This window comes from Halomonas sp. S3-1-1 (assembly GCF_023757625.1).
Taxonomy (GTDB): domain Bacteria; phylum Pseudomonadota; class Gammaproteobacteria; order Pseudomonadales; family Halomonadaceae; genus Vreelandella.
This window is the reverse complement of the sequence record NZ_JALGBZ010000003.1, coordinates 370,472-383,463: the sequence shown is the minus strand read 5'-3', so window position 1 is coordinate 383,463 and position 12,992 is coordinate 370,472. Positions and strand designations below refer to the sequence as shown.

The window sequence follows — 12,992 nt, the reverse complement described above, 5'->3', positions numbered from 1 at the left end:
CACACCTCACCCTTGATGGCGTCCGCTCATCACCCACGCCGTCCAGGAGCCATCGAACAGCGAAAGCCGCTCAAAACCGGCAAGCTCGGCGGCCACCCACAGGATGCACGCGGTAATGCCGGAGCCACAGCTAAACGCCACGTGATCCTTTGGCGACACCCCCCTGTCAATCAGCAGTCGCGCAATCTCTTCACGGCTTTTGAAGTGGCCGTTTTCCAGCACGTCACCAAACGGCAGATTGCAGGCGCCGGGTACATGGCCGCTCGGGAATTCCGGACGCGGCTCTGGCGCCTGCCCGGAAAAGCGCCCGGCGCTTCTGGCGTCCACCAGCGTGAAGCGGGGGGTCGCGATGTTGGCCTGAACGTCGTCCACGCTGACCACGCTCGGGTTGGCTTTGAGTACCGGGGGCGTCGAGAGCGGTGTTGGCTCGCTGTAGCCCTGCTGCACCGGAAGCGACTGCGCCACCCACCCGGGCAGGCCGCCATCGAGCAGCCGCACGTGGGTGAAGCCCGCCTGGGTCAGCAGCCAGTAAGCGCGTGGGGCGGAGAAAACGCCGCGATTGTCGAACACGACGATGTCGTCGTCGATCGAGAGGCCGAGCTTGCTGCACGCCTCTTGCAAGGCGTCGAGCGCCGGCAACGTGTGCGGGAAGGGGGCACTCTGGTCAGAGAAGACCCGCTCGATATCGAATTCGAGCGCGCCTGGCAGGGTTTGGCCATCTTCAGCCACGTAGGGCGCCACGGGGCTATTGGGCAGCGAGGCGTCCAGTAGCGTCGGTGGGTCGGGCCGCTCCAAACGCTGGCTGAGTTCGAGAGCACCGATGAGAATGTCGGACATAATGAGACTCCTGCGAGTTGTAAGTGACAGCGGATCCTGATCGAGAACCGCTCATATAATAGGAGCGATCAGCGCATCGAGCGCCCGCGCGGCGGCATCCTCCGCCAAATAGACCAACGAAAGCGGACTCGAGGCGCCTTCGTCATCCAGCGGTATGGCTACCCCGCCGAAGGCGATCATGGTGACGCTTTTGGGCATCAGCGCGACCCCGAGCCCGGCGACGGCGAAACCGGTCATCGCCGCCAGATCCGCCACTTCCAGCGCGTCGGTCAGCGAGACCCCAGCACGCTCGGCCAGCCCTTCGATCTGGCGGCGTAAAAAGGTGCGATCCGCCGCGGGTTGCAGCAGCAGGCGCTCGCCGGCCAGGTCTGCCAGCCGTAGGGTGTCTCTGCTTGCCAGCGGATGGGCGCCTTCGAGCAGCGCATAAAGCGGCTCGTCTCCCAGCCGGGTAAGCGTGAGCCCGTTGGCCGACGCTTCGGCGAGGTCGGCGCGCACCACCGCCGCCTCCAACTGACCATCGCGCAGCGCATTCAGGTGATCCAGCGCGTTACCGGCGCAGAGCGTGAGTGTGATCTGTGGGCGCTGCGCGATCAGTGCCGCTAACGCCCTGGTCAACGTTTGCGAGTAGAGCGCACTGGCAGAGTAGCCCAGCCGCAGCCGCCCGATCTCACCGGCCTCGGCCTGGCGCGCCCGCCGCGCGCTCTGCTCAATGCTCTCCAACAGGCGAGTCGCTTCGGCCAGAAACACCTCGCCGGCGCGGGTGAGCCGAACGCCGTGGGTGTTGCGCGAAAAAAGCGTCACACCGAGCGCGGCTTCGAGCTGACGAATGGCCTGGCTAAGCGGCGGCTGAGTGATGTGTAGCCGCTTCGCGGCGCGGCGAAAGTTGCGCTCTTCGGCGACGGCCACGAAGTAGCGCAGTTGCCTGATGTCGTACATGGCTTAGCGACTCACGGTGAGAGGAAAGCGGACATTCCGCAGGGCGAGCGTTCAACATACCCTGAACGCCACGCTCAGCCCAGGACCTCACCGTGCGCCTTTGGATTCTCATCGCCTCGACCAGCGCTTTTTTCAACCTCTACCAGCTACAGGCGCTCTACCCGTGGCTCGCCGCGCGGTTTGAGGCAACACTCACCCAAGCGGGCTGGCTCAACATGGCCACCCTGCTGGGCATGATGCTAACCGCCCCGTTCGCCAGCCGGCTAACCCGCCGACTGCCCCCCACTCGCGCCATCCTGGTGGGACTGACCGTACTGATCATACTGAACGCCCTGCTGGCCGTCAGCGCCAGCCTGGCCACGGTTTGGCTCGTACGCCTGGCCCAGGGCGTGGCGCTGCCCTGCGTGCTGACCGCCTGCGTGGCGCTACTGGCCGGAGCTCAAAGCGAGCGCCAGCGTACGGTTTGGGTGGGTTACTTCGTTGCCGGAACGGTGCTGGGCAGCACGCTGAGCCGCTTCTATCCGGCCTGGGCGGTGGAGTCTCTGGGCTGGGCCGGCGGCTTTATAAGCGCTGCGGGCCTTCTGGCGCTGGCGTGGCTGTTGATTACTTGGCAGTCGCGGCGGCGGGCACTTCCGGTCGCACGCCCAGCGGCAGCGCCGCCCTTCACTGTGCTATTGAAGGCCTCTCTCGCCGAGCAAAAGCTCACGGTAGCGTTCTGTATCGGCTTCACGCTGCTGTTCACCCAAAGCGCGGTGTTCACCGTGCTGGGGCTCCGGCTGGCCGAGGCGCCGTTTCACCAAAGCGCTGCGCAGATCGGGTTGGTCTACCTGATGAGCCTGCCCGCGATCATTGCGGTGATCGCCAGCCCCAGGCTTTATCGCAACCGTCGCGAGGGACCCTTCTTTTTACCCTTTATCGGGCTGCTATGGGCATCTCTTGCGCTGGCCAAGCCAAGCTATGCGTCGATTCTTGCCAGCGTAGCCGGGTTTTCGCTTTCCACCTACCTGCTGCAAACCCTGACCACCAGGCTTGTGAGCAAAGCCGAGCGTGTGCCCGCCTCGTTTGCCAGCGGCCTATACCTTTGCTGTTACTACGCCGGCGGCGCGCTGGGCGCGGTGCTGGCGGCGGCCTGCTTCAGCCGCTGGGGCTGGGCGGGGGCGCTTTGGCTGATAGGGAGCGCTCACATCACCGCGTCACTGCTGGTGCTGTGGCTATACCGCCGCGCCAATCCTTGACGTGTCGAAAGCTTAGCCGGCCAGCAGACGCAGCCCCATCCAGAGCCCCATACCGATCATCACCAGGTTCTCGGTCAGCGACACAAAACCCAGCGGCACGTTCTTGCCGCCGCCCACGCAGGCGCACTTGAGCTCACGTTTGTCGATGTAAACCGCCTTGAACACCGAGACCGCGCCCACGCCGCCGGCGAGCAGCGCCAGCGGCGCGGCGAGCCAGATCAAGGCGCCTGCCAGCATCAAAAGCCCTGCCAGGGTTTCGATGAAGGGGTAGGCGTAGGCGTAGGGCACGTAGCGCTGGGCAAGCAGGTCGTAATTGATGAACATGGTGCTAAAGCTTTGTACGTCCTGCAACTTTTGCAGGCCCAGTAGCACCATGGCGGTGGCGATAGCGTACTCCGGCAGGCGCGGGGCCAACAGCGTGCCCTCGGCGGCCCAACTCACCGCTAGGCCAATCAAAAGCGCCACGGCAAAAATGGCCAGTACCGGGCGGTAGGTCGTGGCGTTGGGGTCGCGCACGCGAAGGCCCAGGTGCTTGCGCACCTCCTCGTAACCGCCGATGCGCTCATCGCCGATATAGGTTTGGGGCGTGGTCTTGACGTTTTCCCGCGCCTTGAAGGCGTCGATCTCCTCGCGGGAGGTCAGCCAGTGATCCTCGACCTCGAAGCCCTTGCGCTTGAGCAGATCCACCGTTTTCACGCCGAAGGGGCAGCGGTGCTTGGTCATGTTCATGCGATAGACCCGGGCGATACCGCGTGTAGTCGTTGACATCGTTTACCTCGCTAAAACTGTTAAGCGTGCTATCTATTAGTGTAGACGTTAGGGCGCACCCCTGCTTTTCAAGCCGCTGGCGGCACGCTTTCGCGTCAAACCGTAGCCCAGCAGCCCCACCACCGGCCCCGGTACCAAGAGCCAGGCCGCGTCCAGTTGGACACGCTCGAACAGCGCGGTGACCGCAGCGATGGAGACCACGGTGATGGCAAAGCCGATGGCGTTCAAAATGGCAAGCGATGCCCCGACGATCGCCGGTGGGCAGGCCTTCGCCGCCAGCGCCGAGAACTGCGGCGAGTCGGCCACCACCGCTGCCCCCCAGACGAGCAGCAAAAGGCCCAACCCCACCGACGGCAGCGAGCGCCAGAACAGCGCGAACAGCACGGCACAAAGACACGAAAGCGCCAGCGCCGAAAGCGCCACGGCGGCGCTGCCAAATCGGCGTGACAGCGCCCCGCCGATAAGACACCCCAGCGCCCCGACGCCAATCACGCCAAAGGCCATGCCCGATACGCCAATGCTAGACGCTTCACTGGCCAGCACCGAGCTCGCTACCAGCAGCGGCACTACCGTCCAGAAGGCGTAAAGCTCCCACATGTGGCCAAAATAGCCCCAGGCCGCCGCGCGAAAGCGGGGTTCCTTGAACGCCTCGCTGACTCGCAGCGGCGAGCCTGAACCCGCTTGGCGCGCCGGCAGGTGCGCTCCGTCACCCAGCAGGAAAATCAGCCCCGCGCCCGCCAGCGCCAACATCGATGACGCGCTGATCACGACCTGCCAGGGTAGATCGGCGCCCAGCTCCCGGAGCCCGTGGGGCAACGCGGTGCCTAGGGTCAGCATCGCCACCAGCTGAGCGAGCGCCTGGCCGGTGCGCTCTGGGGCCCAGCTGACCACCAGTTTCATGCCTACCGGGTAGATACCGGCCAGGCTCAGCCCGACCAAAAAGCGCCAGAGCAGCGCCTCGGTCAGCCCTTGGGCGCTCCAGGCAAATAGCGCGTTGAACAGAGCCCCCAATAGAGCGCTTGCCACGAACAGGTGGCTGGCGCGAAAGCGGTCGGCAAGCCCGGTCAGTGCAAGTATCAGCGTGCCGAGAATGAAGCCGCTCTGCACCGCCCCGGTCAGCCAGCCGATCTCGGCTGCGCTGACGTTCCAGACGCGGGTGAGTTCTTCAAACGCGCTGTTGGCGCTAAACCAGAGCGAGGTGCCCAGCAGCTGCGCCAGCGCGATGACGGCGACCGGCCGGCGGGCCAGTACGCTCGGCGGATACGAAAAGGGTCGTTGTGCCACCCGCAGCCTCCTCACGCGACGATGGATGAAGTGTTGGCCGTGAAGCGCCGTGGGCGGCGCCTCTGCTTACAAGCCAGTCGATGGCGTCAGCGCGTGGGGCGCTACGGCGGTCTCGTCGACGCTGTCAGGCCCTGCCTCCACCTCGTCGAGAAACGCTTCGAGCCGTTCGAAAAGCGCCTTGCGAATGGCGACGGACTCATTCACCAGGTGGTGTTTCGCCTCCGAGTGGCGAAACACCGTCGCCTCGGGCAGCTTCTCAGTCAATATATCGAGGTTGCGCTCCCAATCTACCGTGGTGTCCTGCTCGCCCTGCAGAATCAGCGTGGGCAAGGCGAGCGGCTCGAAGGCCAGCACTTTAGGAATCCAGCGGCGCATGGCGGACACCCAGACCACGCTCAGGCGTTCGGGCTGCAGCGGGTCGTGCTCGCGCAAAAAGGTAGTGAAGGCTTCGTCGGTCGAGTTCGGCCGGTACTTGCGCGGCAGCTCCTTGACGAAGGGGCTGGCGATGAGGTGCATCCAGCTGGCCTGGCCCCAGCGCCAGGGGCGCACCAGTGGCGCCAGCAGTATGATGGCCGCCCAGCGCGCCGCCTCGCGGTACTCCAGCGCGTCGGTGGCCAGAATCGCCGCGCCGGTGCTCTGACCGATGCCGATCCAGGGCGCCGGGGCCAAATCCGCTGCGTCCAGGGTCTGTTTGACGTGGCTAAAACAGTGCTGGTAGTCGTCGAACTCGTCGATCTCTGCCCGGGGACCGCTGGAGAGCCCATGGCCGGGCAGATCCCACAGCACGACCAGCCAGCCGTTCGCCAAAAGGCTTTCGAGCAGGTGACGATAAAGCCCCAGGTGATCGAAATAGCCGTGCACCACGAAGACCGTGCCCCTTGGCGCCATGGGGCTCCACACCTGACACCAGAGATTGAAGCGGCCGGTATCGATGAACCCAGCGTAGACCGACGGCGTACTCTCGAAAAGCTCGTTCAAACGGTAGTGATGAAAGTAGCCCTGGACCGCGCGGGTCAGCGGTGAGCCAAAAGCCAGGTAGTGAAGCGCCGGAGCGCCGGGTGCCTGGTGGAACACCGCGGATAGCTGGTCGAACTCATGCATGGCCTTTCTCCCTGAGCGATCATGATGCCGCCATGACCGGCGCGCGCCTTATTATCATTTAGTCGAGCACGGCCGCGCTTTCGCGTCTACGCTGTTTACATGCCAAAGCGTTTATGGAACTATTTTCCATAAATAGCTGTCTTGAAATCATTGCCCTGACATTATCGTTCTTGAACTATTTCGTTCTGAAATTATTGACCTGACGTTATGTCGATACTGGCCGTGGCCATCTTTCATCCCCACGGGCACTTTCAAAGGAGAGACCCCATGAGCGAACGTATTACGCGTCACCGTTTACAAGTGGCGGCTGAACTGGACCGCTTCATCACCGAACAGGCTCTGCCGGGGTCCGGTGTCGATGAAGATGCTTTCTGGTCCGGCGTCGATGCCCTGTTCCATGATCTTACCCCGAAAAACCAGCGCCTGCTTGAAGAGCGCGAAACGCTTCAACAAGCCCTCGACGGCTGGCACAAGGAGCACCCGGGTGCGGTGACCGACATGGCCGCCTACCAGCGCTTTTTGAAAGAGCAAGGCTACCTGGTCGACGCGCCGGCCACTGTCAACGTGACAACGGCCAACGTCGACCGTGAAGTCGCCGTTCAGGCAGGCCCACAGCTCGTGGTGCCGGTCAGCAACGCCCGCTACGCGCTTAACGCCGCCAACGCCCGTTGGGGAAGTCTTTACGACGCGCTCTACGGCACCGACGTCATCTCCGAGGAAGACGGCGCCGAAAGAGGCACGAGCTTCAACCCCAAGCGCGGCGACAAGGTCGTGGCCTACGCCCGCGGCGTGCTGGACCGCGCCGCACCCTTGGCCACTGGCTCTCACGCGGATGCCGAAAGCTACACCCTGCGCGACGGCCACCTGGTGGTGCGCTTGGCCGGCGGTCGCGAAACCGGCCTAAAAGACCCGGGCAAGCTGATCGGCTTCGATGGCGACGAAAGCGCGCCGAGCTCAATTCTGCTCTCTAATAACGACCTGCACCTCGAGATCCAGATCGACGCCAACGACGCCATCGGCAAGCGTGATCCGGCGGGTGTGAAGGATGTCGTCGTCGAGGCGGCGCTGACCACCATCATGGACTGCGAAGACTCCGTGGCCGCGGTGGACGCCGAGGACAAGGTCGGCGTCTACGGCAACTGGCTGGGCCTGATGCGCGGCGATCTGGAAGAGAAGATCGAGAAAGGTGGCAAGACCACCACGCGCAAACTCAATGCCGACCGCACCTGGAAAACCACCGAAGGTGGCAGCGTCACCGTGCCCGGCCGTTCGCTGATGTTCGTGCGCAACGTGGGCCACCTGATGACCACGCCGGCGATTCTCGATGAAAATGGCAATGAGCTGCCGGAAGGCATCCTCGACGCTGTGATGACCTCGCTGATCGCGCTGTATGACCTGAAAAAGGACGCCGACCAGCCGCGCAACTCCCGCGCCGGCTCCGTCTACATCGTCAAGCCGAAGATGCACGGCCCCAAAGAAGTGGCGTTTGCCAACGAACTCTTCACCCGCGTCGAAGATATTCTCGGCATGAGCCGCGATACCCTGAAAATGGGCATCATGGACGAAGAGCGCCGCACGACGGTCAACCTGAAAGCGTGCATCAATGAGGCGACCTCGCGCGTGGTGTTCATCAACACCGGCTTCCTCGACCGCACCGGCGACGAGATGCATACCGCCATGGAAGCGGGCCCGATGGTACGCAAGGGCGACATGAAGTCGGCCAAGTGGATCACCGCCTACGAGAAGAACAACGTAGAGGTGGGCCTGGCGTGTGGCCTGCGCGGCCGCGCCCAGATCGGCAAGGGCATGTGGGCCATGCCGGATCTGATGCACGCCATGCTCGAGCAGAAAATCGGCCATCCGAAAGCCGGCGCCAACACCGCTTGGGTGCCCTCACCCACGGCAGCCACGCTGCACGCGCTGCACTACCATCAGGTGAAGGTGGCCGACGTTCAGCGCGAGATGCAAAGCGCCGGCGAATCCGATCTGCTGGGTGACCTGCTTACCGTGCCAGTCGCCGAAAACACCAATTGGTCTGACGAGGAGATCCAGCAGGAGCTCGACAACAACTGCCAAGGCATCCTCGGTTACGTGGTGCGCTGGGTCGAGCACGGCGTGGGCTGCTCCAAGGTGCCGGACATTCACGATGTCGGCCTGATGGAAGACCGCGCGACGCTGCGTATCTCCAGCCAGCACATCGCCAACTGGCTGCACCACGGCATTGTCGACGAGGCGCGAGTAAAAGAGACGCTGGAGCGCATGGCAAAAGTGGTCGACGAGCAGAACGCAGGCGACCCGAGCTACACCGCCATGAGCAGCCACTTCGACGACTCCACCGCCTTCAAGGCGGCCTCGGACCTGATCTTCAAGGGCCGCGAACAGCCGTCGGGCTATACTGAGCCGCTGCTGCACGAGTGGCGCCAGGTGCATAAGAAAAAAGCGCACTAGACGACGTAAATCGTGCCTTTAGTGGCATAAGTGATGAGAGCCTCGGGCAAGTGCCCGGGGCTTTTTTGTGGCATCTTTGAACGCATCCTGCACCCAACAACGGAGACAACAACAATGACCGTCATGACCGTCGAAGAGATCTAGCGCTTTCTGGACGAGGTGTTTCCGCAGCGCATGGGCCGGGTAGAGAGCGTCGGCGAGATGTGCGCGACGATGCGCTTGGAGATACGCAACGAGCATCTGCGCCCCGGCCCTCGGGTGAGCGGGCCGACGATGATGGGCTTTGCCGACGTGGCGCTGTACGTGGCGATCCTGGGCCAGATCGGCCCGGAGCCGATGGCGGTGACCAGCGATCTGAACTGCCACTTTCTACGCGCCGCCTCCGGCGATCACGACATCGTGGCCCATGCCCGGCTGATCAAGATCGGCCGACGCATGGGCGTGGGAGAAGTGCAGGTGTATTCAGCAAGCGACGACGCGCGCCCGGTGGCACACGTCGTCGCAAGTTATGCCCTACCGATCAAGGATTAGATCGCGGGCAGCCGGTCGAGCATGCGATCCAGCGTCAGCGGATAGTCGCGCAGGCGGATACCGGTGGCGTTGTACATGGCATTCGCCACCGCCGCCGCGCCGCCGCAGATGCCGAGTTCGCCCACCCCTTTGGCCTTGAGCGGCGTTGCGGCGCCGTCCAGCGTATCAAGGAAGATCACCTCCTGTTCCGGGATATCCGCGTGTACCGCGATCTCGTAGCCCGCCAGGTCGTGGTTGGTGAAAAAGCCGCGGGTCGTATCGATATTGAGGCTTTCCGAAAGCGCCGCACCGATCGACATGGTCATGCCGCCGAGCACCTGGCTGCGCGCGGTGGTCGGGTTGAGAATGCGCCCGGCGTCACATACCGACAGCATGCGGCGAAGGCGCGTCTCGCCGGTATAGGCGTTGACCGCCACTTCGACGAAGTGCGCGCCGAAGGTACCCAGCTCCATCTCGTCCTGGAAGTCGCCAAAGTGCAGCGTATCCTCGCCGACGAGTTCGTCGCCTTCGATCTCGAAAAGCCCAACGTCCTGGTCGCCTGCCAGCACGCGGCCGTTCTCGAAACGCGGTGACTCGACGCTCAAACGCTTGCCGATTTCGGTCTGAAGCGCCAGGCACGCCGCGTAGACACCCGCCGTGGAGCTGGCCGCGCCGAACTGGCCGCCGGAGCCGGACGACACCGGGTAAGCGCTGTTGCCTAGGCGTACCTCTACCTCGTCCATCGTGACGCCCATGGTTTCCGCCACGGTTTGCGCGAGGATGGTGTAGGAGCCGGTACCGATATCGGTCATGTCGGTTTCGACGACCAGTTTGCCTTGGCTTAGGCGCACCCGGGCGCCGGAGTCCATGGTGATCGCACCGCGGTAGGCGCCGGCCACGCCCTGGCCGATCAGCCACTGCCCTTCGCGCCGGCTACCCGGCGTCTGGTTGCGTTCGCTCCAGCCAAACGCCTCGGCGCCTTTTTGCAGGCACTCGACGAAGTGGCGGTCGCTATAGCGCTTTTGCGGCTCTTCCGGATTGACTTGGGTGTCGTTGAGAATGCGAAATTCTACCGGGTCGATGCCGAGCTTATCGGCCATCTCGTCCATGGCGATTTCCAAGGCGGCCAGCCCCGAGGCCTCGCCGGGGGCGCGCATGTCGGCGGATTCCGGCAGGTTCATGTCGATGGCGTGGTGCGCGGTGCGGCGGCTTTCGCCGGCGTAAAAGCAGCGCGTTTGGTTCACCGCGTCCTCGCCGCTGCCGCCGGGCAGGGTGTGGGAGATCGCCGAGTGATCGAAGGCGGTGATGCGGCCGTCCTTGTTCGCGGCGATGCGCAGGCGCTGGACGGTGCCGGAGCGGTGGGTGGCGTTGTTGAAAATGAACGGGCGCGGCAGCGCCACCTTCACCGGGCGTTTGGTCTCCCGCGAGGCGAGCGCGGCCAGCACCGCGTCGGCGCGCACCCAGAGCTTGCCGCCGAAGCCGCCGCCGACGAAAGGGCTCTCCAGGCGAATGGTGTCGGCATCGATGCCGAAGATTTTAGACAGCCCCTGACGGGACCACTCGATCATCTGGTTCGAGGTCCAGAGCGTCAAGTTCTTGCCGTCACACCAATCGGCGATGGTCGCGTGAGGCTCCATCATCGCGTGGCTCTGCGAGGCGGTGTGGTAGGTTTCGTCCATCGTGACCTCCGCGCGCTCGAACGCGGCGTCCACATCGCCCACTTCCGAGATCACGTCACGATCCTGAAGCCGCTTCCAGGCGTCATCCAGGTCGAAGGTGCCCGGGATCGCTTCGTACTCCACCTCGATCAGCGAGGTCGCCGACCGGGCCTGCTCGAGGGTATCCGCCACCACCACGGCGATCGCCTGATGGTAGTGCTCGACGATATCGCCGCCGAACAGCTTGGCGTCGTTGCTGGCCGGGCGGGGCAGCTCGTCGATGTCGAGCGCAGTGATCACCGCCGCCACCCCTTCGGCGTTACGCGCCGCCGTGGCGTCCATGCGGGTAATGCGCCCCTTGGCGATACTCGCGCCCAGTGGGTAGCCCACCAGGTGGTTCTCCACCACGTCGTTGCGCTCGTAGGCGTAGGGCGCAGTGCCGGTGACTTTCAGCGCGCCGTCGATACGCTTATGAGGCTTGCCGATGATGCGCGCACGGTCGAACAGGTTCTCGTCGACTGATTGGTTAAAATCCATACATCACTCCTTGGCCAGCAGAGCCGCCAGCGTGCGTTCGGCAAGCGTCAATTTGTAGGCGTTATCGTCGGTGGGGCGGGCGCCGTCTAAAAGCTTCTGCATCACCGCGCTCGCGCCGTTGGCAAGCTCGGCGTCGGCTTCAGCGCGCCGCCAGGGTTTGGGCGCCACGCCGCCGAGCGCCACGCACCCTTCGCCGTTTTCCAGCTCGATCAGCGCCACCGAGACCAGCGCGAAAGCATAAGACGCGCGGTCGCGTACCTTGAAGTAGCGCTGCTTGCCGCCGACCGGGGCCGGCAGCACCACGCCGGTGATGATCTCGCCGGGCGTGAGCGCGTTCTCCACCTCCGGCGTGTCGCCGGGAAGTTGATAGAACTCGTCGAGGGTGAGCCGCCGGGTCTGGCCCTCGGGGTCGATGGTTTCCACCTCGGCGTCGAGCACGCGAAGCGCCACCGCCATGTCCGACGGGTGGGTGGCAATGCAGTGCTCGGAGGTGCCGATCACGCCGAGCTGGCGAGTGTCGGCCCCTTCATCCAGGGCGGCGCAGCCGGCCCCGGGCTCGCGCTTGTTGCAGGGCATCTTTGTGTCGAAAAAATACGGGCAGCGCGTGCGCTGCAGAACGTTGCCGCCGGTCGAGGCCTTGTTACGCAGCTGGCTGGAGGCGCCGGCGAAGAGCGCGCGGCTAAGCACCGGATAGTCGCGCTTGATACGCTCATCCGCGCCGAGGGCGGTGTTGCTCACCATCGCACCGATTCTAAGCCCACCCTCGTCGGTAGCGGTGATCTCATCGAGGCCCGCGTGGGTGATGTCGATCAGGTGCGGCGGCACTTCGATTTCGTGCTTCATCAGATCCAGCAGGTTGGTGCCGCCGGCGATGAACTTGCTGCCGGGCAGCTCGAAAGCGCGCGCCGCGGCCTTTGCGGCATCGTCGATGCGCTCGAAGGAAAAGGCTTTCATGCGCGCTCCTCCGCTACCTGTTTGATGGCCTTGAGAATGTTGGCGTAGGCGCCGCAGCGGCAGAGATTGCCGGACATGCGCTCGCGAATCTCCTCGTCGCTCACCTCGATCGGACCGGTCAGCTCCTGGGTCACGTGGCTCGGAATCCCGGCGCGAATCTCATCGAGTGTGGCCTTCGCCGAGCAGATCTGGCCCGGTGTGCAGTAGCCGCACTGGAAGGCGTCGTTGTCGATGAACGCCTGCTGCATCGGGTCCAGATGTTCGACGTCGCCGACGCCTTCGATGGTGGTAATCTCGTCATCTTCATGCATGACGGCGAGCGTCAAACAGGCGTTCACCCGCTCGCCATTGATGTTAACCGTACACGCGCCGCACTGGCCGTGGTCGCAGCCTTTCTTGGAACCGGTGAGGTTCAAATGCTCGCGCAGGGCGTCCAGCAGCGTGGTGCGGTTATCAAGCGTTAGCTCGTAGCGCTGGCCGTTGATGCTCAAAGCAACGTTTGAGCGCGTTTGGGCGCTCGCGCGTGGCTTCTCGAACGTCGTCGTAGAGGTCATTTTTCATTGCCTTTAATTATGTTCCGATGCCGGGTCACGGTCATGACCGGTTAAGCATAGTCACAATCGGCGCGCTCGGCCCAACGCATCCGATAACCCATATCAAGGCTCATCGACTGGTCTACGCTACACTGAAGACTCCCACCCGCGCGGCCCGGCGCCGCTTCACG

11 protein-coding genes are annotated in these 12,992 nt (G+C 64.0%); 3 read left to right on the top strand and 8 right to left on the bottom strand.

Annotation, left to right across the window (positions count from 1 at the left end; genetic code table 11):
- Positions 1 to 6: 6 nt before the first annotated feature.
- Entirely contained in the window at positions 7 to 837 is an 831-nt protein-coding gene (locus MQW23_RS11150; RefSeq protein ID WP_252108169.1) for a sulfurtransferase, read from the bottom strand.
- A gap of 51 nt (positions 838 to 888) precedes the next feature.
- Positions 889 to 1,773, bottom strand: a complete 885-nt coding sequence (locus MQW23_RS11145) for a LysR family transcriptional regulator (RefSeq protein ID WP_252108168.1) — start codon at positions 1,771 to 1,773, stop codon at positions 889 to 891.
- Positions 1,774 to 1,865: 92 nt separating this feature from the next.
- On the opposite strand from MQW23_RS11145, the gene MQW23_RS11140 reads away from it, so the two are divergent.
- Positions 1,866 to 3,008: an MFS transporter gene (locus tag MQW23_RS11140; RefSeq protein ID WP_252108167.1), complete on the top strand. Its 1,143-nt coding sequence runs from the start codon at positions 1,866 to 1,868 to the stop codon at positions 3,006 to 3,008.
- A 12-nt stretch (positions 3,009 to 3,020) separates the two neighbouring features.
- Here MQW23_RS11140 and MQW23_RS11135 read toward each other — a convergent pair whose 3' ends face one another.
- The 3 genes from MQW23_RS11135 to MQW23_RS11125 form a co-directional block, all read right to left on the bottom strand.
- Positions 3,021 to 3,776 (bottom strand): glutaredoxin family protein, encoded by a 756-nt coding sequence (locus MQW23_RS11135; RefSeq protein WP_252108166.1) that lies wholly within the window; start codon positions 3,774 to 3,776, stop codon positions 3,021 to 3,023.
- 48 nt (positions 3,777 to 3,824) lie between these two features.
- Complete coding sequence (locus tag MQW23_RS11130) at positions 3,825 to 5,060, bottom strand: MFS transporter (protein WP_252108165.1); 1,236 nt, start codon at positions 5,058 to 5,060, stop codon at positions 3,825 to 3,827.
- 66 nt (positions 5,061 to 5,126) lie between these two features.
- Entirely contained in the window at positions 5,127 to 6,161 is a 1,035-nt protein-coding gene (locus MQW23_RS11125) for an alpha/beta hydrolase (RefSeq protein WP_252108164.1), read from the bottom strand.
- Positions 6,162 to 6,428: 267 nt separating this feature from the next.
- On the opposite strand from MQW23_RS11125, the gene MQW23_RS11120 reads away from it, so the two are divergent.
- Both MQW23_RS11120 and MQW23_RS11115 read left to right on the top strand, forming a co-directional pair.
- Complete coding sequence (locus MQW23_RS11120) at positions 6,429 to 8,609, top strand: malate synthase G (RefSeq protein WP_252108163.1); 2,181 nt, start codon at positions 6,429 to 6,431, stop codon at positions 8,607 to 8,609.
- A gap of 174 nt (positions 8,610 to 8,783) precedes the next feature.
- The gene (locus MQW23_RS11115) at positions 8,784 to 9,140 is read left to right on the top strand and encodes a PaaI family thioesterase (RefSeq protein ID WP_252108162.1); all 357 of its coding nucleotides are present in this window, start codon (positions 8,784 to 8,786) and stop codon (positions 9,138 to 9,140) included.
- Here MQW23_RS11115 and paoC read toward each other — a convergent pair.
- Genes paoC through MQW23_RS11100 form a run of 3 tightly spaced genes read right to left on the bottom strand, consistent with a single transcriptional unit; the run spans position 9,137 to position 12,822 of the window.
- Positions 9,137 to 11,314 carry an aldehyde oxidoreductase molybdenum-binding subunit PaoC gene (gene paoC, locus MQW23_RS11110; protein ID WP_252108161.1) on the bottom strand — a complete coding sequence of 726 codons (2,178 nt, stop codon included), beginning with the start codon at positions 11,312 to 11,314 and terminating at the stop codon, positions 9,137 to 9,139. The genes MQW23_RS11115 and paoC overlap by 4 nt on opposite strands.
- Before the next feature lie 3 nt (positions 11,315 to 11,317).
- Positions 11,318 to 12,268 carry an FAD binding domain-containing protein gene (locus MQW23_RS11105; protein WP_252108160.1) on the bottom strand — a complete coding sequence of 317 codons (951 nt, stop codon included), beginning with the start codon at positions 12,266 to 12,268 and terminating at the stop codon, positions 11,318 to 11,320.
- A complete protein-coding gene (locus MQW23_RS11100; RefSeq protein WP_252108159.1) occupies positions 12,265 to 12,822 on the bottom strand; it encodes a 2Fe-2S iron-sulfur cluster-binding protein in 558 nt (185 codons plus the stop codon). Before MQW23_RS11100 ends, MQW23_RS11105 begins: the two co-directional genes overlap by 4 nt.
- Positions 12,823 to 12,992: the final 170 nt, after the last annotated feature.